The following is a 20,426-nucleotide window of genomic DNA, read 5'->3' on the forward strand; positions in this document are numbered from 1 at the left end:
AATTAAGAAAAAGTTTATAATTCTGATTTTTTATTTAAATAAATAGAAATATGGGATATGATATACAATAAAAAATAGTAAAAAGGAACTCCTTTCTCACACATGACCTAACTATTTTTGTTTTAAACAATTAAACGCCTTTTTTAATCTTGCCACCCTATGTTTCTATGTTGTAAAATTAATTTACACCAATTATTTTTCTTTAATTTGCTATTTCATACTAATTAGTATTTTTATGTCAAAAGCGACAAATACACGACTTACAATTCTACATAAAGCATTTGAATTGATTTATACCAAAGGGTATCAGACCACTAGTATTGATGAAATTATTGCGACAACTCAAGTAACAAAAGGGGCTTTCTACTACCATTTTAAAACCAAGGACGAAATGGGAGTTGCAATTATTGAAGAAATTCTGAAGCCAACTATGCAGGAGTACTTTATAAAACCAACTGAAGTTTCGCAAAATCCAATTGAAGATTTTTATAATATCATTTCGTATTTGTTGCTCGAAGATCCTTTTCTGCAAGTAAAGTATGGCTGTCCTGTCGGAAATCTTACCCAGGAAATGACACCATGGAATACTAAATTCAGTGAGGCTTTAGCTGAATTGGTTGATTTGTGGAAGGCAACCATCATCAATTCAATTGAAAAAGGAAAAGAATCAGGTTTGATTCGTAAAGATGTTGTTGGCGAACAAGTAGCATTTTTTATCTTATCTGGTTACTGGGGAATACGAAATTTCGGAAAACTTCAGAACGATAGTTCTCCATATATGGTTTATTTAAAAGGACTTAAAGGTTATTTAAATGGGTTGAAAGAAAATTAATTCTTAAAAACATACTAGTTAGTATGTTTTTAAATATATTTGCATTGTCTAAATCAAAAAACAATGTATCAAACACTTTTAGAAGGCCATTCATTTGTGAGATGGCTTGTATTAGTAAGCTTGTTGTATTCTATTTTTACTGCTTACAAAGGCTATTCTCAGAAACTTCCTTTTACAAAAAAGGATAATCTCCTCAGGCACTGGACGGCCACAATTGCTCATATCCAGCTTCTTTTCGGCATATTGGTATATGTGCAAAGTCCGATTGTGAAATATTTCTGGAGAAATTATAAAGAGGCTGTTCAAAATATGGATGCTTCTTTCTTCGGGATTATTCATATTACATTAATGCTTATAGCGATCATTTTTATAACAATTGGATCTGCTCTAGCCAAAAGAAAACTTTCTGACAAAGAGAAGTTTAAAACCATGCTTATTTGGTTTTCTATCGCTTTAATAATCATTTTTATTGCCATTCCGTGGCCATTTTCACCTCTTGCTAACCGACCTTATTTTAGATAATTATGAAAAATTTATTTCAGACCAATACTGGACGTTTACGAATTATTGGATTTCTCGAAGGAACTTCACTTTTGATTTTGCTTTTTATAGCAATGCCCATGAAATATATTTTTGAAATGCCATTTCTGACTAGGCCAATAGGAACCATTCATGGAGCATTATTTCTACTTTTTATATTTAATACAATAAGCGTTGGAGTAGAGCAGAATTGGAAGTTTGCAACTACAACATGGAAAGTGCTTTTAGCTTGTATAATTCCCTTTGGTACTTTTTATATTGATTCTAAAATTTTAAGTAAGATTAAAAACTAGTAAAATCATGATTTTTGTATTCAAAACAAATGTTAACAGCATTTCGAAAGTGAAGAAAGTTACGCCAAAACTGAATCGCTTGTTTCCAGATTCAAAATGGAATTTTGATCTTGAAGATTGCGATAATATTCTCAGATTTGAATGTAAAGATGGTATTATCGAAAAAGTAATTTTCCTGATGAAAGTTATTGGCTTTGAATGTGAAGCTTTATAAAACAAAAAACATCCGCAAAAGCGGATGTTTTTTTATAAATAGAATTGAATTATTTTTTAGGAATACAAACCATTTGTTTAAGCAAAGCCCATTGTTTTAAAGCATCACGAGCTTCAACGGCAGGGTACCCAAGCATTGTTTTTCCTGCAGGAACATCTCCAGTAACGCCAGATCCGGCACCAATTATTGCACCATCTCCAATTGTAGTGTGGTCTTTTATAGAAGCGCTTCCGCCAATAATAACTCCGTTTCCTAGGGTTACAGAACCTGCTAAACCACTGTTTCCGGCCATAATACAGAATTTACCTAATTTGCTATTATGTCCAATCTGGACCAAATTGTCAATTTTACAACCATCTCCCAGAATTGTAGAGCTGAATTTTCCTCGGTCAACACAAGAATTTGCGCCAATTTCAACTCCATTTCCTATGATAACATTTCCAATTTGCGGAATCTTTACCAATCCTTTTTCTGTACAAGGACGAAATCCAAAACCATCTGCACCAATTGTGGCGTTTGGATGAATGATGCATTCACTTCCAATATGACAACGTTCGCGAATAACAGTTCCAGACCAGATAATCGTGTTTCTTCCAATTGTGCATTCGTCTAAAATGGTTACGTTAGGATAAACTACGGTATTAGCGCCAATTTCTACTTTTGGGCCAATGTAGCAGCCAGCACCAATTTTAGCACCTTCACCAATTATAGCGGTTTCGTCTATAGTGGCTGTTTTATGAATATTGTTATGAAAGATTGGGGCAGGGGGAGCAAAAAGGGCAAGGATTTGTGACATTGCCAAATCGGCATTTTTTACTTTTATAAAAGCGCGATTCTCTCCAGGCTCTATTGAAATATCTTCGTTTACAACTGCAATGGAAGCATTAGATGTCGACCAGTATTTTTCGTATTTTTTATTTCCGATAAATGAGATTTCCGAAGTTGTTGCTTTTTCTAATTGTTCTGTAGCAGTTACGCTTTGTGAAGTACTGCCGTAAATTACGCCATTAATAACTTCACTAATTTCTTGAATTGAATAGGATCTCATTGACAAATTTTAATCGACTAAAAGGTTATTTTTTGCCAAATAAAATGAATTAGATTTTAATTACCTAATTATTTTTTTACATTTCTTAATAAATATTTAAAATAAGGTGTTAATTTTTACAAAATTAACACTCACTGTATTAATTTAATGATAGTTTTTTAATAAATTGAGTAATAATGGCTTGGGTATTTTGTCTGTAATAATTGAAAATTAAGTAGAGAAAACAAATAATTTAATTGTTAGGTTATAGCTTACATTTGTTTTGTTAAATCATTTATAGTGAGGGTTTAAAAAAAAAGCGATTCATTTTAATGAACCGCTTTTTTATGTTTTATTCTTTAATTTTTGATAAAGAAACTGCGTTAATGCAGTAACGTAACCCACTAGGAGGTGGGCCATCAGGAAAAATGTGACCTAAATGCGAATCGCAGACATTGCAGGTTACTTCAACACGGATCATTCCGTGAGATCTATCCGCGTGGTATCCGACTGCATTTTCTTTTACAGGTTGTGTAAAAGATGGCCATCCTGTTCCAGATTCGAACTTTTCGCTGGCATCAAATAACAAAGTGCCACAACATTTACATTCGTAAATTCCTGGTTCAAATAAACTGCACATTTCTGAGCTAAAAGACCTTTCAGTTCCTTTTAAACGTGTTACCTGAAATTCTTCCGGAGTTAGAGTTTGTTTCCATTCTTCTTCCGTTTTTTCCACTCTTTTATCTGGAGTTGGATTTCCTTTATTTGTAAAATGAATTACATCTGCCCATTTTATCATAACTTTTTTGTTTTAAAGTTTAAAGTATCAGGTTTCAAGTTTATTGTGACTGAGAAAGAAAACTGGACACTAAAAAAAAACTGGAGACTTGATATTATTCTTCCTCTTTCTGTCCCATCATCATTAGATAGGCTTTAAGGAAAGGATCGATATTTCCGTTCATTACACCATCAACATCGCTGGTTTCGTAACCTGTACGAACGTCTTTTACTAATTTATAAGGTTGCATTACATAATTACGAATTTGCGAACCCCATTCGATTTTCATTTTTCCAGCCTCAATATCAGCACGCTGCGCTTGCTGTTTCTTTAATTCGATTTCGTACAATTGAGAACGAAGCATTTGCATGGCACGCTGTCTGTTGTCTTGTTGAGAACGAGTTTCAGAACATTGAATCTGAATGCCAGTAGGTTTGTGAACTAACTGAACTTTCGTCTCCACTTTATTTACGTTTTGTCCACCCGCCCCACTAGAACGAGAGGTTGTGATTTCGATATCGGCAGGATTAATGTCGATTTCGATACTATCATCAACTAATGGATAAACGTAAACTGACACGAAAGAAGTATGACGTTTAGCGTTACTGTCGAAAGGTGAAATACGAACCAAGCGGTGAACTCCGTTTTCTCCTTTTAAATATCCGAACGAATAATCTCCTTCGAACTCTAAAGTTACGGTTTTAATTCCGGCAACGTCACCTTCTTGAAAGTTAAGTTCTTTGATTTTGTAACCATAACTTTCTCCCCACATCATGTACATACGCATTAACATTCCTGCCCAGTCACAGCTTTCTGTTCCTCCAGCACCTGCTGTAATCTGAACCACAGCACTTAAACTGTCACCTTCGTCAGAAAGCATGTTTTTGAATTCGATATTTTCAATATGTGCTTGTGCGGCTTCATATTGTTCATCTAATTCATCTACAGAAAGTTCGCCTTCTTTGTAAAAATCATAAGCAAGCTGTAATTCTTCTGTAAGTGCTACTGCTTTATCATAATCTTCAATCCATTTTTTCTTATTTCGAAGATTTTTTACAATGTTTTCTGCTTCTTTTGGATTGTTCCAAAAGTCTGGAGCGAATGTTTTTTCTTCTTCGTTTGCAATCTCGATTAGTTTAGCATCGACGTCAAAGATACCTCCTCAACGCACCAAGGCGCTCCACAATACCTTTTACTTGTTCGGCTGTTGTCATAAATTAATTAATAGGTTTTTATATGTTTTTTAGAATTATTACGTTAATTTGGTCTAGAGAAACCAGCGAGTTAAATTTTACCAAAACTTGCTGAGAATAACTATAAGTAATACGTAATTTTGCATACAAAAATAAGATATAGTTTTTAGAATATGGAAATAAATTTAATCAGCGATACCATAACAAAGCCTACTTATGAAATGCTGCAGTATATGTTTAACGCCCATGTTGGCGATGATGTATACAAACAGGACCCAACGGTGATTGAATTGGAAAACAGGACAGCAGAGTTTTTTGGTATGGAAGCTGGTCTTTTCTTTCCGTCTGGAACTATGGCAAATCAGACTGCAATTAAACTGCACACGCAACCTGGAGAACAGTTAATTGCTGATAAATATGCACACGTTTATCATTATGAAGGAGGAGGAGTTTCTTTTAATAGTGGCGTTTCTTGCTGTTTAGTAGACGGAAACCGCGGAATGATAACTGCTGCGCAAGTAAAAGGTGCAATAAATGATCCAGAGTTTTATCATAGCCCCTTAACGAGTTTAGTTTGTGTTGAAAATACAACCAATAAAGGTGGCGGAGCCTGTTATGAATTGGACGATTTAAGAGAAATAAAAAAAGTTTGCGATGCTCATAATTTAAAGTTCCATTTAGATGGCGCTCGAATTTGGAATGCATTAGTCGCTAAAAGACAGAATCCCAGAGAATTTGGGGCTATTTTCGATACTATTTCGGTTTGTTTGTCTAAAGGATTAGGCGCACCAATTGGTTCTGTACTGCTTGGAAGTAAAGCTGATATTCGCAGAGCGTTGAGAATCAGGAAGATATTAGGCGGAGGAATGCGTCAAGTTGGCTATTTGGCTGCTGCAGGATTGTATGCTTTGGCTCATAATATCGAAAGATTAGCAGAAGATCATCGCCGCGCAAAGGAAATAGCAAAAATCTTAAGCACAAAACCTTGGATTGCGGCTATTGAACCTGTAGAAACTAATATTTTAATTTTTTCGCTGGCAGAAGGTTATAGCGATCAATTATTGATTGAGAAATTAAAACAGAAAAATATACTAATAAGCTCTTTAGGGCATAATAAGCTCAGAATTGTAACGCATCTAGATTATAAAGAAGTGATGCATACTTATGTGTTGGAGACGCTTTCGAAGTTTTAGAGAAAGTTGCTAAGGAACTAAGATTCTAAGCCTTCACAATAGAAGAAAACTCAGAAACTTAGAACCTTAGTATCTTAGAATCTTATTTAAACAAATTATCCATTCCAGGAATAGAAGGCATATCCATTCTAGCTACGGCATCTAATTCTCTTTCGTTTACACTTGTGGCTTTTTCTATTGCTTTATTTAATGTTACAATTAAGTAATCTTCTAATTGTTCTTTGTCTTCTAATAGAGAATCATCAATAGAAAGTGATTTTATTTTTCTGCTTGCAGTAATCGTAACTTTTAATAATCCGTCAGCGCTTTGTTCATCAATCAAAACAGTATCTAAACGCTTTTTTGTATCTTCAATTTTTTGCTGGGTTTCTTTAAGTTTGCCCATCATTCCCATTAAATCCATTTTTGTTGATTTTTTAAATTATTTCAGACAAAATTAGTATATTGCTGTGTTAATTCAATAGAATAATTTAAGAAAAAATTAATTCTCTTCTGTTGGGTTTGTGCTATTTTTGCGTCTTCATATTTAAAAATTAATGCTTAATAAATGCAAAATGATATATCGGCCCCAAAGGCTAAAATAATACCAAAGACATTAAAAAAACATAAAGAAACCAGAATTGACAACTATTTCTGGCTTAACAACAGAGAAGATTCTGAGGTTATCGATTACTTAAATAAGGAGAATGCTTATTACGAAAGCATGACTTCTCATACACAAAATTTAAAAGATAGTCTATTTGAAGAAATGAAAGGGAGAATTAAGGAAGATGACTCTTCTGTTCCTTATTTCTACAATGGCTATTTTTATATTACACGTTTTGAAACGGGTCAGGATTATCCAATTTTTGCAAGAAAAAAAGGAAGTCTTTCTGCTGAAGAAGAAATCCTTTTTAACTGTAATGAAATGGCAAAAGGACATGCTTATTTTAAATTAGGAGGTTTAAGCATTAGTCCAGATAATAAATTTGCCAGTTTTGGAGTAGATATTGTAGGAAGAAGAATTTACACTATTCAGGTTAAAAACTTAGAAACAGGAGAAATTTTAGCTGATAAAATAGAAAATGTTACGGGAGCTTCTGTTTGGGCAAACGATAACAATACTATTTTTTATGTGAGACAGGATGAAGTGACATTAAGAGCAGATAAAGTTTTTAGACATAAATTAAATACCAGTTCAGAAAATGATGTTTTGGTTTATGATGAAACAGATGACACTTTTAATGTATCGATCAGTAAAGAAAAATCAAGAAAATATATTGTTATTGGTTCTGGAAGTACATTAACTACCGAATATAGAATTCTGAATTCTAATAATCCAGATGGAGAATTTGCTGTTTTTCAGCCACGTGTTCGCGGATTAGAATATAGTATTTCTCATTATGAAGATTCATTTTATATTTTAACCAATAAAGACAAGGCGACGAATTTTAAGTTAATGAAAACGCCAGAAGACAAGACAGGAAAGAAAAATTGGGTAGATCTTATTCCGCACAGAGAAGATGTTTTGTTGGAAGATATTGAGATTTTTAAAAACTATTTAGTTGTTGAAGAACGCTCAAACGGATTAAATCATATTAGAATTATGCCTTGGAATGATGAGCCAGATTATTATCTTCCTTTTGGCAGTGAAACGTATAATGCGTACACAACAACAAATGTTGATTTTGATACCGATATTTTACGTTACAGTTACCAATCATTGGCAACACCTTCTTCTGTAATTGATTTTAATATGAAGACTAAAACCAAAGAAATATTAAAAGAGCAAGAGGTTTTGGGCGGAAAGTTTGATAAAAACAATTATGTAGAAGAACGAGTTTGGGCAACAGCAAGAGATGGCGTTAAAGTGCCTATTTCTATGGTTTATAAAAAGGGATTAGAGAAAAATGGTAAAAATCCTTTGTTATTATACGCATATGGTTCGTACGGAATTACAATGGACACTTATTTTTCTTCGACAAGATTATCGCTCTTAGATCGCGGATTTGTTTACGCAATCGCCCATATTAGAGGAGGAGAGGATCTAGGAAGACAATGGTATGAAGATGGAAAACTGTTAAAAAAGAAAAATACCTTTACAGATTTCATCGATTGCTCTAAATTTGTAATTGACCAAAAGTATACTTCTCCAGAGCATCTTTATGCGGAGGGAGGATCTGCTGGAGGACTTTTAATGGGAGTGATTGTAAATGAAGCTCCTGAATTGTATAATGGCGTTATCGCTCAGGTGCCTTTTGTAGACGTAATTACCACGATGTTGGATGACAGCATTCCGCTTACAACTGGAGAGTATGACGAATGGGGGAACCCAAACAATAAAAAATATTACGATTATATGTTATCGTATTCGCCTTACGATAACGTAAAAGCACAGGAATATCCAAACATGTATGTATCTACTGGTCTGCACGATTCGCAGGTACAATATTGGGAGCCAGCTAAATGGGTAGCAAAATTGCGAGATTTAAAAACAAATAATAAACTTTTGTTTTTAGATACAAACATGGATGCAGGTCATGGCGGGGCTTCAGGACGTTTTGAAGCTTTAAAAGACTTAGCAAAAGAATTTAGTTTTTTATTAGATTTAGAAAAAATTAAAAGCTAATTAGAAATTTTTTGTTAAATTTGCAACCTATCAAGGTTAATTTAAAAAAGACCTTTGATTAACTATTTTTTTATGAAAGAAGAAATAACTGCTTATAATAATGTTTTAGAATTAATAGGAAACACCCCTCTTATTAAGCTAAATAAAATTACCGAAGAGTTAGAAGGAAATTTCTACGCAAAGGTAGAAGCTTTCAACCCAGGTCATTCCTCAAAAGATAGAATAGCACTATATATTATTGAAGAAGCCGAAAGAAAAGGAATTCTATCTCCAGGAGATACCATTATCGAAACAACATCTGGTAATACAGGATTTAGTTTAGCAATGGTAAGCATTATTAAAGGTTACAATTGTATTTTGGCTGTGAGCTCAAAATCATCTAAAGATAAAATTGACATGTTGAGAAGTTTAGGCGCCAAAGTGTATGTGTGTCCGGCTCACGTTTCAGCAGATGATGAAAGATCTTATTATAATGTAGCAAAACGTTTGCATGAAGAAACAAAAGGCTCAGTCTACATTAATCAATATTTCAACCAGTTAAATATTGATGCTCACTACAACACTACAGGTCCAGAGATTTGGGAACAAACAAAAGGACAAATTACGCACTTAGTTGCTTGCAGCGGAACAGGAGGAACTATCTCTGGAACTGCAAAATTCTTAAAAGAAAAAAATCCAAATATTAGAATCTTAGGAGTTGATGCTTTTGGATCTGTATTGAAAAAATACCATGAGACAAAAGAATTCGATAGCAAAGAAATTTATCCTTATCGTATAGAAGGTCTTGGTAAAAACTTAATCCCTTCTGCTACAGATTTTGATATTATTGATAAATTCATGAAAGTAACCGACGAAGAAAGTGCTCACTCAGCGAGAGAAATCACTAGAAAAGAAGGTTTATTTGTTGGATATACTTCTGGAGCAGTAATGCAAGCTATTAAACAATATGCAGAAGAAGGCGAATTTACAAAAGACAGTAATATTATTGCTATTTTCCCAGATCATGGTTCTCGTTACATGAGTAAAGTATTCAGCGATGACTGGATGAACGAGCAAGGTTTCTTTGATAGTGTTAATGAAGAAGAAGCACAAAAAATTGAATTCGTAAAGTAATATAATACTTTTCAAAATATAGAAACTCCATTCGAAATTTACGAATGGAGTTTTTTTTATATCCATTTTTTTTCATTGTATTTAAGAGCTTTGTTTTAAAAGTTAAATTTTTTAATTTTATTAAAAATACCGTATTTATACGTAAGAAATTAGTGGTTGTAATGATTTTATTTTATTTTTTTAGGAGTATTTATGAATTTTAAAAAATGCTTTTCGTCTACAAAATGCATAAAAAACGTTATTTTAACGAGTATTTAGGTAAGTTGTCGGAAATATTTTAGCTCCATATGGTAATAATATAGTTTAGCGGTATTAAAATAACCTAGTTGTTTAATCCCTAAAATCTACTATTATGAAAAAATTACTACTAACAGTGTTGTTTGTAAGTTATTTGAATGTGAATGCTCAAACACCGATTCAGGAATTTAACTTTAATGGCACTTTAAACAATACCGCAAATACAACTTCATTTATTGGTTCAGATAATTTTGTGACTGATAGAGCAGGAGTTATAAAAGGAGCTCAACGATTAAATAATAAAGCTTTGGAAGCTGTAATTGATAATCTTCCTCAAGGAAAAAGTGCTAGAACAATTAGTATTTGGGTAAAATTCAATGATATTTCAAACGCAAATTATATTTGGGGTTACGGAAATGCTTTTAATGCACAATATTGTGGCTTATTACAGCAAGGTACAACAACTTCTAACTCAGATTTGAGTTTGGCGGCTTGGGGCGCTTCTAATGATATTATAGTATCTACACCTCTTGAAAAGAGCGTTTGGTACAATTACACTATTACTTATGAAGGAGCTACTTCTAAGATGTATCGCGATGGTAAATTATTGAAGTATCTAGAGGGCATGACAAGATCTACTAATGGTAATATTTTCAGATTAGGTGAAATTAATACTATGATAGGCATCAATGCAGATATAGACGATTTAAAGATTTATAATGTAGCATTATCTCCAGATCAAGTAAAAGAATTGTATGAGAATGAAAAAGCGGTTAATTTATTGGTTGTAAAACCTACAGAAGTTAAAACGATAAAACCTGCCGTAAAAACAAAAGCTGGTAATGAAACGATTATTACTTCAAGCGATATTAATGGGGCAATCAAGACAGTTGAAGTATACTCGCAAGGACAAAAAATTGCAGGAAGTAATGCAGCTAATATTAGCGATCTTCCAGAAGGAACTTATTTATTAAAAATTACCAGTACTCCGTCAAAAAAAATTACTTCAAAATAGTAAATAGTTTTTTACTTTATTTTTAAATGTTAGTTAGTTTTTTATTGCGCAAGCAATTGGGTTTTTGGAATAGTAAGAAAGGCTTTCTGTGTTCAGAAGGCTTTTTTTAATGGAAAACATACTCATCTTTAAAAGCTACTTTTTTTTGCTTATTATCATAATTTTAAACAAATGACAGTTCAATGAAAAAAGTTCAATGACAAGTCATATTTGGTATCTACAGAAAAATTTGAACTGGCTTAAACATGAAATATTCTAAAAACATATCCTGTTTGAAATTTAAAAGTGTTTTTGTGAGAATTATATATTTGTATGTAGGAATTGTTTGGATATGCTGAATTTTAATTATAGTTTTAACAAAATTTGTAAAAATAATAAACTAAAGTTTCAAACTAGTGAAATCAAAACATTTAGATTTTACAAGTATTTACTATTTGCCTTAAAAACTATTCTGATAAAAGCTACCACTATGAAAAAAATATTACTCACTTTAATGTTTGTAAATTTTTTAACTGCGAATGCACAAAATCCGGTGCAAGAGTTTAATTTTAATGGAAATTTATACAGTACCGATAATACTATTTCATTCTTAGGAGCACCGCTTTTTGTAAACGATAGAATGGGAAGTCCTAAAAGCGCTTTACGACTTACAAATAAAGCCTATCAAACAGTAGTAGGAGATCTTCCTCAGGATAATAAACCAAAAACAATGTCGGTTTGGGTAAAATTTAATGCAGTAAATATTCCTAATTATATTTTTGGGTATGGTACAGCGGCAAATGGACAATATTTTGGGTTAATACAGCAACCTGTAGTTTCTGGTAATTCAGATGTGAGTCTGGTTGGTTGGGGAGATACAAATAATGTTGTCGTTTCGGTGCCATTAGCAAAAGAAACTTGGTATTTTTATAGTATTACATATGACGGAAATGTTTCGAAAATTTACCGAAATGGTGAGCTATTAAAATCTGTTGAAGGAATTCAACGCTCGGCAAAAGGATATATTTTGAATCTTGGGAGATTAAATACCTCAACAAGCATTAATGCAGATATTGATGATTTAAGATTGTATAGTGTAGCCATGACAGACGAACAGGTTTTGGAAGCCTATAATAGTTCTAAAGCTTCTGCAGCGACGGCTCCTGTAACTGAAACAATGCCAGTTTCGAGTGCTGTGAAAAAGACTGGTAGTGCTTCTGCAAAAACTACGTCTCCTGTTGCTGTTTCATCTATAGACACTAGAGGAGGGAAGAATATTGAGGTTTTTTCTCAGGGAAGAAAAATAATGGATTCAAACGGCTCAAATATCACTGATTTACCCGAAGGAACGTATTTGATTAAAGTTACAAATGGTTCTAAAAAATAATCATCACGTTTGCATAAATATCTTGTTATAGTTAATGAAGTACCTTCATTTTCGTTTTGAGAATTTCGCTATTGAAAAAACAGAAGCAAGAGTGAAAAAATTAATTTTTACTTTTTTTTTAGCACAGAGATCATACATGGAATTATAAGTAAAATCAGTATGTAAATAATTATGCCATTAACATAAATTGTAGGTTGTAGTTTATTTGTATCTCGTAATATAGTTTTGTTTGCATTTTTACAATACCACACTTTTAAATATTGTCCCTTTTTATCTAATAAGGTATTTTCCATTAAATAAGAAGTAGAATAGTATATGTTTTCATTTATTTTTTGCTTTTCTAAAACACCATAATACCAAGAATTAGATCCGCTAGAATTGGAAGAATTATTATTCTCTATCTTATAAATGTATAATTTATCTTTTTCATAATATTTGGCTGGATCCAAATTGTAATATATTAATTTGAGATCGCTGAAATTATGTGTTAATTCAGAAATTAATCCACCAATAGCAAAGACTAATGTAATGTAGGCTAACAGTTTTCTCATTAATGCTAAGTTAAAATTATTTTCATATAAAAAAAACCTTCTGAAATTCAGAAGGTCTGTTTTTATCTCTTTTTCTGCTGTCCTGGAGCATAAGCTTTAGCACTTTTATCTCCATTCATTTTTTTGGCTTGTCCTGGTGGTATTTTTTTTCCAGATGGTGCAGGCGTAGTTTGAGTATGTGTATGCGTACTGCAGCTAATTACACTCAATACCAAGAACAAAAGAACGAGTGCTACGACAGCAATTCGGGTAATTTTTGATGTTTGCATTTTTAGTTTTAATTTAAATTTGAGGTGTTGCAAATATAATCGAAATGTGATTTTTTAAGCTATTTAAGTTTAGTTTAAAATGAGTTCAAATAAAATGCATAAGATGTTTTCTATTTTTCGTAAACACCATAAATAAAAATGCTTTCAGGGCCATAACTTCCATGAGTGCAGTAAATAACAATTAGATCATCGTTTTCTGAAATTTCAAATTGCCTCAAATTTTGAGTTTCTGTGAAAGCATAATAAACACCATCTTTTTCTTTTATTTGAAAATTGTATTTTGAAGATAATAATTCGAGCTCTTCCTTAGTATAGAATCTTAAGCTAGATAATACCTTCACATTTTCCTGAATAAGATAAATTCTTTTATTATTTAATTCGACATACGAATTACTCCAAATAGCATAATCATCAGAACTTAACCAATCATTATATTGATCGTTTACTTTATGCAATTTTAAACCGTCAAAAAAAAGATACTTGAAGTTTTCTAATTCGTTTTTAAAATTCATTGTGCTATGATGAGGTATTTTATAATTTTTTCGAACGTAAACGACTCTTCTTCCCATTCAAAGGTCTTTACTAGAAATCCGATTTTTTCTAATTTATCAAGATCATCAATTCCAAAGCCGTCCCAGGCAGTTGGAATATCATATTTTTCAGGAAGAGATACCTCGTTCATTTTAAGCGTGTGACTTGGAAGAAAATAAGCCCATTCAGAAAAATATACTATTTCTTTTGTTCCCAACTCCTCACTTGCTTTTTTCAGAGTTTGTTTAAATTGTTCAAATTCAATATTATTTAGTGCCATTATAATTCTGTGTTTGTTAAGATACAATTTAAATCAAAGAGTATTAGGATTTATAAAGCACCAATTTTTATTGAAAGGAAGTTTTTTAAGCTTTATCATATCGTTCCAACTAAAAGCATAATCCCATTCGAACCAAAAATATTCGTCTTGATTTAATTTTAGATATTCATAAGCAAAACGGAAAATCAATTCTGTATTACTGTCTCTTACTTTTTCAATATAAGCAAGACTGCATAATCTTTTATTAGGCACTAAATAATCGAGATCTTTGTCTAATCCAAGTTCGATATCTTCATCATTAACACCTTGAATATTAAATATAAATTGATTTTCATTGGCCTTCGAGCTTGAAACTTTATCATCAATTATGCCTACAGAGGTGTGTTTTAGTTTTCCATCAGGAAAAAACATCTTTACATTGCCAAAATTGAACATTGCATTTATAGTGTAACACACTTTTGCTGCGTCCATAAAAACTTTTTCAGGATCATGTTTCTGCCAATCTTTAATTATATGCGCATATATTCCCATTATTTGATTTTTTAGCCAACAATACCAAACTCAATATCTTCTATTAATGACGTCCACAATCCGTCCTTTTTTAATAATTCTTCATCTATTTTCAGTAATGAAATGTTATTTTGTCTAATATATTATTCATTTTTGAAATAAGTACTAATAGATTTATCCTCTTTTTTTTGAATCAGTTCCATTTGTAATTGATTGGATTGGTATTCTTGTCCTCTGTAAATCCATCTAAAGATATTAGGATAAAGAGATCCATTCACAATATTTCTTTTCATAATAATTTTCTCTTCTTTTAAATCATAAACAAAACAGTTGTTTGAAAAAGCCTCAATGATTTGAATTTGAGTAGCATTAATCAAAAAAGCCCATTCGATACTTATATCTTCTTTAAACTTTATTTTTTTACTTTCTAAAGTGCTAAGATCAGTCAAAACCAAACTTCTTTTATTGATTAATAAATGATTTTCTGGGTAAAAGAAACTTCCGACCAAACTGTCCTGAAATGTGTTTCTGTTTTCTCTAAAATATACTTTTAAGTTAGTTTTAGTAAGGTCCAAAGTATTCAATAAAAGAAAATCGTTGTTTGGAATAAATGCAAAATTTTTTGTAGGATGTTCTGTTTCAATTTTTTTATTGAAGACACATCGAATTGTATCTGATGAAAACAACTCTTTGGTTTTATCTATTCCATCAATCAGTAAAGCATAATAGACAAGTTCCTGACCTCTATTAGGTTCTTCCCAGCCTTTATAAACAAATTCAATTTTTTTGTTTTCTATTTTGAAGTCGTTTAAACTAGTAATCTTTTTGAGCTGTATCATGATTTAATTCTAAAAAAGGTCAATTGAAATTCTAATGAAAAATTATTGATCATTTTCTGCTTCCCATCTGCCCAATCGTTTTCTCTTTTCAATTTGATGCAATGCTAATGCTTTTATTTCTTCGTCTTCAGATTGCGAAATAGTTTCTAATGCTTCAATATTGTATGGCTCAGGTTGTGCACCAATAGCGTATATGATTTTACGGATGTAGGGATATTTAAGAGCCTCGTCATATTTATAAAACTCAGGAAGCGAAGAAAAGGCTTGCATTAAAATTTTGATGTTCTCTTTATCGTCATAAAAAGTATCCTGAAAAGAACTAATTATGAATTCATGATCATGATGCCAATTCTCTAATAAAAAGAATTGCAATAATTTCATAAATTCATTATCAGACATAGAAATTGGAAATCTCCATAATATTGCATTAAATCGATTATTGAATACAGAATCTGTTTTTGATTCCAGAAGTAACTGTTTCATCTCTTCAAAATTTGCTCTGTAAGGAAAAATGAGAAACAATTCTTCTCTCCTTATTCTGAAGTTTTTATGTAAAATTTCCCAATCTTTTTCTAATACTTTTATCATTTTTAGTTACTTGCTTTAATTTTAGAAACTATTTCATCTGTCAGTAATGGCGATTCCCAAATGCCAAGAATGTAGGTGATATCTTCTCCCAGCATATCTTCTCCCGCGCCTCTAGGTTGACAGTCAAATTGCCAACGAAGGAATTCAATCTTTAAATATTCTTTTCCGTCTAGTTCCATTAAAGTGATATAGCCAGGGCAGTCATATAGTTTATGAATTTTTAAAACGCTTTTATAATATCCTTTTAAATTATCGTCTTCTTCAATTTCGAATCCGTATGTTTTTGATAAAAACAATAATTCATCTAAAGTAAAATCTTCATCAGAAGCTCCACATGATTTAGCAACTAAATTTTTTGTAGAGGTCTTTTTTTCAGAATATTCTACATCTAATAATTTTATAGAAGGTCTTACTAACTCTGTTTTGATTGAACTTATTCCTTCAGTATCGTCGGCGAAATTTACAGATTGTATGCAATAGAAGTTTTCTATTAGTTTCATTTAGAGAATTTGTTTAAATAAAAAAGTCTTTTGAAAACCAAAAGACTTATATTTTTTTAGCTAATAACACTAATGACAATAAATAAGATTACAAGCGCTATTACAGCAAATTTCATAAATTTTGATGATTGCATAATGAAGATTTAAATGGTTTTACATCTGATATTAGCAAATATAATTTTTTATTTGAAACTAAAACCAAAATAAATTGAAACAAAAAAGTTTTAAAAACTCCAATTTTTATATTTTCCAGTACCTGCAATTTTCAGGAATCATTTCTAAAAATTGATTCTGATTTTCTATAAAAATACCTTTCCAGCCTTCAATAATTCTATTTTCTAAAGCTTGGTCAAAAAAGTTATTATAAAGTTCCTTATGATCAAAGTCGATATACAAACTAGGAAGATAAGTGCATTTGTCTAAATCGGAATATTCAGTTTTAAATGCATTATGTATAGTTTCAAATTCAATTTTTAAAGATTCTATTTCTTGAAAATAATTATCATTAAGAATGTCATTTTCCCAATCGTCTAAAAGCCACCATGAGTTTTCTCCAAAATAAAGAGATAGTTTGCCATCTAATTTTACGACAGCGAATATTCCATTCTGAAATTTGCTAAAATAAGAATTCATTATTTCTTAGAATTTGTGTTTATGGTAAAAAAAAAGCTCCGAAAAATCCAGAGCTTTAAAATATATTTTATAGAAAGACTATTCTTCTTTCATTGTATGATAAACGTTCATTACGTCATCATCTTCTTCTATTTTTTCGATTAATTTCTCAACGTCAGCGATTTGAGCTTCAGTTAATTCTTTAGTGATTTGCGGAATACGCTCAAAACCAGAAGATAAAATTTCAAGACCTCTGTTTTCTAATTCTTTTTGTAAAGCACCAAAACTTCCAAAAGGAGCATAGATTAAGATTCCGTCTTCGTCTTCAAAAACTTCCTCAGCACCAAAATCAATTAATTCTAATTCTAACTCTTCAGCATCGATACCTTCTTTTGCAATTCTGAAGTTGCAAGTGTGGTCAAACATAAACTCAACAGAACCTTGAGTTCCCATAGTACCGTTGCATTTGTTGAAATAACTACGAATGTTAGCAACAGTTCTGTTATTGTTATCAGAAGCAGTTTCAATTAAGATTGCAATTCCGTGAGGAGCGTATCCTTCAAACAAAATTTCTTTATAGTTAGCAGTGTCTTTATTACTTGCATTTTTAATAGCGCGCTCAACATTGTCTTTAGGCATGTTTGCAGCTTTCGCATTTTGTATAACGGCTCTTAATCTAGAATTGGCATCTGGGTTTGGTCCACCTTCTTTAACAGCCATTACGATATCTTTACCAATTCTGGTAAATGTTTTGGCCATTGCAGACCAACGTTTCATTTTTCTTCCTTTTCTAAATTCGAACGCTCTTCCCATTTCTAATTTTTAGTTTTGTGATGCAAAAATAAGGTTTTCCAAATTTTTACAAAAACAAAACAATTCTTTTTTATAGAATGTTTTTGAGATTTTTTAAGATTCAAGTTTCAGATTTCAAGTTGAATGGCTTAAGTAGAATGTAACCGCAAAATGCGCAAAGACATTATTTTTAAAGTGAGGTTTGCAAAACGCAAAGCTTTATATAAAAAACTTTGTGAATCCCGCATAAACAATAGCAATCGGGATTGCAGTAAAAAAACTTAGAACCTTAGCAGCTTAGTATCTTAGAATCTAAAAAAAAAACTATTTCATGCCTCCGTTAAATTCGTTAATGATATTTACAGCTTCGTTAAGGTATGGATTTATTTTAAGGTTATCCATTTGATCTTGATTAATCGTTTTATCATTTGGATAAGCGCCTAAAAGAAACTGATTAACACTAGAATTGTAAACATCAAGCGGATTATTTTCGTCATTAAAAGTATTGATCTCTGTCCAAAGTGCACCTAATGTCTTTTTTTGTGTAAAAACCGCATCCAATGTCAACGGAATTTCAGATTTTGGAGCATTTACAAGCTGATCTATTTTAATATTGATCTTTTTGATATTGTTAAAAAAGTAATTATCAGATAATCTCTGCGCGCTGTTTTTTGCAATTTTATCTATTAGATTTCGCTTTACGTAAGTTTTGTATTTTAAGAAAGGCTCGATACTATCGTTTTTCATAGCGGTCGGAAAATCACTTTCTTTTTGGTAGATGTCTTCGTAAAATTCAGGAAGCACAACATCTGGTTTTACGCCTATGTATTGGTGGCTTTTACCTGTAATTCTGTAAAACTTATTAATAGTAATTTTTAAGAAATCGGTATTTTTTTCCTCGTCAAGCGGAAGAATAGTCTGCATTGTAGCCTTTCCGAGCGTAGAGCTTCCTAACAAAAGAGCTCGATTATAATCTTGCATAATAGAAGAAAAGAATTCGCTTGCTGAAGCCGTGTTACTATTAACCAGCACTACAATTGGTCCTCTGTAAATAACACCTTTAAAAGGATCATTAATTACAGATTTCTCTTTTTTGTTGTCAACGACTATCGAAAGCGGACCATAATCTACAAACATTCCAGCAAGTTTTATGGCTTCCTCCATAGAACCGCCGCCATTATCGATAAGATCAATAACGAGTCCTTTTATGTCGTCTCTTTGCAGTTTTATAACTTCGCGAGCAACATCATCTGCACATCCTTTTCTGCTAGTGCCATCAAGGTCAGCATAAAAGCTTGGAATTTTAACATATCCAATTTTGCTGTCTTTGCCAATGATGAAACTAAAAACAGAATTTTCTTCATCTTTCATCATTTTCTTTTCAATATAAACATCAAAACTTTTACCAGAATTGCGTTTTAAAGTAAGCGTAATCTGTTTGTTGTTTTCTGATAAAATCATTGAAGAAATAGATTCTAATGAAGCACAAGAAACCTGAAGCGTTTCTTTTTGGTTGGAAATAGAAATAATCTGATCGCCTTTTTTTATCTGCCCAGTTTGATACGCAGGACCGTTTGGATCTACCTCATCAATAATGATTTCGTTTTTCTCGTTGAGGTTTACTGTCATTCCAAGCGACAAATGTTCTTTTGATAAGGAAGCAACAAAACTTGTTTTAGAATCATCGCTAAAATAAGCCGTATGCGGATCAAAGTATGTGCAGAAGAAATTATATAGTTTTTCTTCCTGTTTGGTATTAGATTCTATTAGGGTGCTAAAACGGCAAATTTCATTTGTAAGAATTTGATTTTTAGAAATTTGTTCAATCGATTTGAAATTGGTTCTTAAAGAATCCAGATTATCACTTGTTTCAGCAATATCGTCTAAGATTTGATAACGCAGTTTTTTTATCCAAACCTTTTCTAAGTCTTCTTTCTTTAAATAAAAAGCAAAAGATTTTTTATAAAAACGTATCGTATCTTTTTTAGAATAATCAATTGGCATGGTCTGAATTTTTTCTAAAACTTTCTTAGTGCGTATAAGACCATTTATGTAAGTAGCTTTTATATCAGTAAGAAAACTGCAATCGTTTTTTAAGATTAAATCGTCAAGATTGTAGCGATATTTTTGAGCCAATTCGTCGTATTCACTCTTATAAAAAATATTGCGAGAAGGATCCAGTTCGTTAATAAGATTGTCAAAAACAAACACAGAGAGGCTGTCATCAACAGGTTTAGGTCTTAAATGTTCCGCTTGAATGAGCGCATTTATTTTGTTTAATATTTCACAAGTTTCTGCGCTGTTCTGACCAATGGATATAGTTGATGTTAGCAAAAAAAGGAGTAGTGAAATTTTTTTCATAAATGAAATTCATGGTTCATCATTAAAGTTACACTAATTTTTTTACAAATTGTAGTATTTTTTTCGAAATATCGACAACTAAAAGTATTTAACCGTTAAACGAACAAACAGTAGAAGAACATTGGCTAAAACAGTCTTTTATACAAACAAAAAATGCGTTACATTGGTAACGCATTTTTTAATT

General features: G+C 31.7%; 24 protein-coding genes. 9 read left to right on the forward strand and 15 right to left on the reverse strand.

What is annotated here, in order from left to right; all coding sequences use genetic code 11:
• Nucleotides 1-235: 235 nt before the first annotated feature.
• The 4 genes from JC605_RS16045 (at nucleotide 236) to JC605_RS16060 (ending at nucleotide 1,879) form a co-directional block, all read left to right on the forward strand.
• Entirely contained in the window at nucleotides 236-832 is a 597-nt protein-coding gene (locus JC605_RS16045; RefSeq protein WP_198857156.1) for a TetR/AcrR family transcriptional regulator, read from the forward strand.
• A gap of 63 nt (nucleotides 833-895) precedes the next feature.
• Nucleotides 896-1,354 carry a hypothetical protein gene (locus JC605_RS16050; RefSeq protein WP_198857157.1) on the forward strand — a complete coding sequence of 153 codons (459 nt, stop codon included), beginning with the start codon at nucleotides 896-898 and terminating at the stop codon, nucleotides 1,352-1,354.
• Between the two features lie 2 nt (nucleotides 1,355-1,356).
• Entirely contained in the window at nucleotides 1,357-1,665 is a 309-nt protein-coding gene (locus tag JC605_RS16055) for a DUF3817 domain-containing protein (protein ID WP_198857158.1), read from the forward strand.
• Nucleotides 1,666-1,672: 7 nt separating this feature from the next.
• Nucleotides 1,673-1,879 (forward strand): hypothetical protein, encoded by a 207-nt coding sequence (locus JC605_RS16060; RefSeq protein ID WP_198857159.1) that lies wholly within the window; start codon nucleotides 1,673-1,675, stop codon nucleotides 1,877-1,879.
• A 49-nt stretch (nucleotides 1,880-1,928) separates the two neighbouring features.
• Here JC605_RS16060 and lpxD read toward each other — a convergent pair whose 3' ends face one another.
• The 3 genes from lpxD to prfB form a co-directional block, all read right to left on the reverse strand.
• On the reverse strand, nucleotides 1,929-2,927 hold the full coding sequence (gene lpxD / locus JC605_RS16065) for a UDP-3-O-(3-hydroxymyristoyl)glucosamine N-acyltransferase (RefSeq protein WP_198857160.1): 999 nt from the start codon (nucleotides 2,925-2,927) through the stop codon (nucleotides 1,929-1,931).
• 331 nt (nucleotides 2,928-3,258) lie between these two features.
• The gene (msrB, locus tag JC605_RS16070) at nucleotides 3,259-3,705 is read right to left on the reverse strand and encodes a peptide-methionine (R)-S-oxide reductase MsrB (protein ID WP_198857161.1); all 447 of its coding nucleotides are present in this window, start codon (nucleotides 3,703-3,705) and stop codon (nucleotides 3,259-3,261) included.
• Between the two features lie 94 nt (nucleotides 3,706-3,799).
• A protein-coding gene (gene prfB, locus JC605_RS16075) for a peptide chain release factor 2 (RefSeq protein WP_198857162.1) occupies nucleotides 3,800-4,898 on the reverse strand; the annotation gives its coding sequence in 2 pieces (ribosomal slippage) (nucleotides 3,800-4,834 and nucleotides 4,836-4,898; 1,098 coding nt in all).
• 152 nt (nucleotides 4,899-5,050) lie between these two features.
• Between prfB and JC605_RS16080 the strand changes: the two genes are divergently transcribed.
• Entirely contained in the window at nucleotides 5,051-6,070 is a 1,020-nt protein-coding gene (locus JC605_RS16080) for a low specificity L-threonine aldolase (RefSeq protein WP_198857163.1), read from the forward strand.
• Between the two features lie 82 nt (nucleotides 6,071-6,152).
• Here JC605_RS16080 and JC605_RS16085 read toward each other — a convergent pair whose 3' ends face one another.
• Entirely contained in the window at nucleotides 6,153-6,473 is a 321-nt protein-coding gene (locus JC605_RS16085; RefSeq protein ID WP_008462685.1) for a YbaB/EbfC family nucleoid-associated protein, read from the reverse strand.
• 144 nt (nucleotides 6,474-6,617) lie between these two features.
• On the opposite strand from JC605_RS16085, the gene JC605_RS16090 reads away from it, so the two are divergent.
• The 4 genes from JC605_RS16090 (at nucleotide 6,618) to JC605_RS16105 (ending at nucleotide 12,409) form a co-directional block, all read left to right on the forward strand.
• A complete protein-coding gene (locus tag JC605_RS16090) occupies nucleotides 6,618-8,678 on the forward strand; it encodes a S9 family peptidase (protein WP_198857164.1) in 2,061 nt (686 codons plus the stop codon).
• Nucleotides 8,679-8,750: 72 nt separating this feature from the next.
• A complete protein-coding gene (locus JC605_RS16095) occupies nucleotides 8,751-9,791 on the forward strand; it encodes a PLP-dependent cysteine synthase family protein (protein WP_008462690.1) in 1,041 nt (346 codons plus the stop codon).
• Between the two features lie 352 nt (nucleotides 9,792-10,143).
• Nucleotides 10,144-11,043: a LamG domain-containing protein gene (locus tag JC605_RS16100; protein WP_198857165.1), complete on the forward strand. Its 900-nt coding sequence runs from the start codon at nucleotides 10,144-10,146 to the stop codon at nucleotides 11,041-11,043.
• Between the two features lie 469 nt (nucleotides 11,044-11,512).
• Nucleotides 11,513-12,409: a LamG domain-containing protein gene (locus tag JC605_RS16105; protein WP_198857166.1), complete on the forward strand. Its 897-nt coding sequence runs from the start codon at nucleotides 11,513-11,515 to the stop codon at nucleotides 12,407-12,409.
• A 107-nt stretch (nucleotides 12,410-12,516) separates the two neighbouring features.
• Here the strand turns inward: JC605_RS16105 and JC605_RS16110 are convergent, their stop codons facing one another.
• The 11 genes from JC605_RS16110 to JC605_RS16160 all read right to left on the reverse strand — a co-directional run bounded on the left by JC605_RS16110 (nucleotide 12,517) and on the right by JC605_RS16160 (nucleotide 20,242).
• Nucleotides 12,517-12,960, reverse strand: a complete 444-nt coding sequence (locus tag JC605_RS16110; protein WP_198857167.1) for a hypothetical protein — start codon at nucleotides 12,958-12,960, stop codon at nucleotides 12,517-12,519.
• 62 nt (nucleotides 12,961-13,022) lie between these two features.
• Nucleotides 13,023-13,229, reverse strand: coding sequence for a hypothetical protein (locus JC605_RS16115; protein ID WP_198857168.1), 207 nt, complete (start codon nucleotides 13,227-13,229; stop codon nucleotides 13,023-13,025).
• 110 nt (nucleotides 13,230-13,339) lie between these two features.
• Nucleotides 13,340-13,741 carry a hypothetical protein gene (locus tag JC605_RS16120; protein WP_198857169.1) on the reverse strand — a complete coding sequence of 134 codons (402 nt, stop codon included), beginning with the start codon at nucleotides 13,739-13,741 and terminating at the stop codon, nucleotides 13,340-13,342.
• Nucleotides 13,738-14,040: a hypothetical protein gene (locus tag JC605_RS16125; RefSeq protein ID WP_198857170.1), complete on the reverse strand. Its 303-nt coding sequence runs from the start codon at nucleotides 14,038-14,040 to the stop codon at nucleotides 13,738-13,740. The genes JC605_RS16120 and JC605_RS16125 overlap by 4 nt, the downstream gene beginning before the upstream one ends.
• 33 nt (nucleotides 14,041-14,073) lie before the next feature.
• Nucleotides 14,074-14,571 carry a hypothetical protein gene (locus tag JC605_RS16130; protein WP_198857171.1) on the reverse strand — a complete coding sequence of 166 codons (498 nt, stop codon included), beginning with the start codon at nucleotides 14,569-14,571 and terminating at the stop codon, nucleotides 14,074-14,076.
• Between the two features lie 122 nt (nucleotides 14,572-14,693).
• Nucleotides 14,694-15,389, reverse strand: coding sequence for a hypothetical protein (locus JC605_RS16135; RefSeq protein ID WP_198857172.1), 696 nt, complete (start codon nucleotides 15,387-15,389; stop codon nucleotides 14,694-14,696).
• 42 nt (nucleotides 15,390-15,431) lie between these two features.
• Nucleotides 15,432-15,977 carry a hypothetical protein gene (locus JC605_RS16140; protein WP_198857173.1) on the reverse strand — a complete coding sequence of 182 codons (546 nt, stop codon included), beginning with the start codon at nucleotides 15,975-15,977 and terminating at the stop codon, nucleotides 15,432-15,434.
• Between the two features lie 2 nt (nucleotides 15,978-15,979).
• On the reverse strand, nucleotides 15,980-16,477 hold the full coding sequence (locus tag JC605_RS16145) for a hypothetical protein (RefSeq protein ID WP_198857174.1): 498 nt from the start codon (nucleotides 16,475-16,477) through the stop codon (nucleotides 15,980-15,982).
• A 240-nt stretch (nucleotides 16,478-16,717) separates the two neighbouring features.
• Complete coding sequence (locus tag JC605_RS16150; protein ID WP_198857175.1) at nucleotides 16,718-17,110, reverse strand: hypothetical protein; 393 nt, start codon at nucleotides 17,108-17,110, stop codon at nucleotides 16,718-16,720.
• A gap of 78 nt (nucleotides 17,111-17,188) precedes the next feature.
• A complete protein-coding gene (locus JC605_RS16155) occupies nucleotides 17,189-17,902 on the reverse strand; it encodes a YebC/PmpR family DNA-binding transcriptional regulator (RefSeq protein ID WP_135220250.1) in 714 nt (237 codons plus the stop codon).
• Nucleotides 17,903-18,205: 303 nt separating this feature from the next.
• Nucleotides 18,206-20,242, reverse strand: a complete 2,037-nt coding sequence (locus JC605_RS16160; RefSeq protein WP_198857176.1) for a carboxy terminal-processing peptidase — start codon at nucleotides 20,240-20,242, stop codon at nucleotides 18,206-18,208.
• Nucleotides 20,243-20,426 lie beyond the last annotated feature (184 nt).

Source organism: Flavobacterium sp. IB48, assembly GCF_016405855.1.
In the GTDB taxonomy this organism is placed as follows: Bacteria; Bacteroidota; Bacteroidia; order Flavobacteriales; family Flavobacteriaceae; genus Flavobacterium; species Flavobacterium ginsengisoli.

Excerpts from the sequence above, each read along its gene's own strand:
- JC605_RS16120 (WP_198857169.1), bottom strand. The coding sequence starts at position 13,741 with ATGAATTTTAAAAACGAATTAGAAAACTTCAAGTATCTTTTTTTTGAC.
- JC605_RS16080 (WP_198857163.1), top strand. The coding sequence starts at position 5,051 with ATGGAAATAAATTTAATCAGCGATACCATAACAAAGCCTACTTATGAA.
- JC605_RS16095 (WP_008462690.1), top strand. The coding sequence starts at position 8,751 with ATGAAAGAAGAAATAACTGCTTATAATAATGTTTTAGAATTAATAGGA.
- JC605_RS16140 (WP_198857173.1), bottom strand. The coding sequence starts at position 15,977 with ATGATAAAAGTATTAGAAAAAGATTGGGAAATTTTACATAAAAACTTC.
- JC605_RS16125 (WP_198857170.1), bottom strand. The coding sequence starts at position 14,040 with ATGGCACTAAATAATATTGAATTTGAACAATTTAAACAAACTCTGAAA.
- JC605_RS16055 (WP_198857158.1), top strand. The coding sequence starts at position 1,357 with ATGAAAAATTTATTTCAGACCAATACTGGACGTTTACGAATTATTGGA.
- JC605_RS16130 (WP_198857171.1), bottom strand. The coding sequence starts at position 14,571 with ATGGGAATATATGCGCATATAATTAAAGATTGGCAGAAACATGATCCT.
- lpxD (WP_198857160.1), bottom strand. The coding sequence starts at position 2,927 with ATGAGATCCTATTCAATTCAAGAAATTAGTGAAGTTATTAATGGCGTA.
- JC605_RS16145 (WP_198857174.1), bottom strand. The coding sequence starts at position 16,477 with ATGAAACTAATAGAAAACTTCTATTGCATACAATCTGTAAATTTCGCC.
- JC605_RS16110 (WP_198857167.1), bottom strand. The coding sequence starts at position 12,960 with ATGAGAAAACTGTTAGCCTACATTACATTAGTCTTTGCTATTGGTGGA.
- JC605_RS16150 (WP_198857175.1), bottom strand. The coding sequence starts at position 17,110 with ATGAATTCTTATTTTAGCAAATTTCAGAATGGAATATTCGCTGTCGTA.
- JC605_RS16090 (WP_198857164.1), top strand. The coding sequence starts at position 6,618 with ATGCAAAATGATATATCGGCCCCAAAGGCTAAAATAATACCAAAGACA.
- JC605_RS16155 (WP_135220250.1), bottom strand. The coding sequence starts at position 17,902 with ATGGGAAGAGCGTTCGAATTTAGAAAAGGAAGAAAAATGAAACGTTGG.
- JC605_RS16060 (WP_198857159.1), top strand. The coding sequence starts at position 1,673 with ATGATTTTTGTATTCAAAACAAATGTTAACAGCATTTCGAAAGTGAAG.
- JC605_RS16085 (WP_008462685.1), bottom strand. The coding sequence starts at position 6,473 with ATGGATTTAATGGGAATGATGGGCAAACTTAAAGAAACCCAGCAAAAA.
- JC605_RS16160 (WP_198857176.1), bottom strand. The coding sequence starts at position 20,242 with ATGAAAAAAATTTCACTACTCCTTTTTTTGCTAACATCAACTATATCC.
- JC605_RS16105 (WP_198857166.1), top strand. The coding sequence starts at position 11,513 with ATGAAAAAAATATTACTCACTTTAATGTTTGTAAATTTTTTAACTGCG.
- JC605_RS16045 (WP_198857156.1), top strand. The coding sequence starts at position 236 with ATGTCAAAAGCGACAAATACACGACTTACAATTCTACATAAAGCATTT.
- JC605_RS16050 (WP_198857157.1), top strand. The coding sequence starts at position 896 with ATGTATCAAACACTTTTAGAAGGCCATTCATTTGTGAGATGGCTTGTA.
- JC605_RS16115 (WP_198857168.1), bottom strand. The coding sequence starts at position 13,229 with ATGCAAACATCAAAAATTACCCGAATTGCTGTCGTAGCACTCGTTCTT.
- msrB (WP_198857161.1), bottom strand. The coding sequence starts at position 3,705 with ATGATAAAATGGGCAGATGTAATTCATTTTACAAATAAAGGAAATCCA.
- JC605_RS16100 (WP_198857165.1), top strand. The coding sequence starts at position 10,144 with ATGAAAAAATTACTACTAACAGTGTTGTTTGTAAGTTATTTGAATGTG.
- JC605_RS16135 (WP_198857172.1), bottom strand. The coding sequence starts at position 15,389 with ATGATACAGCTCAAAAAGATTACTAGTTTAAACGACTTCAAAATAGAA.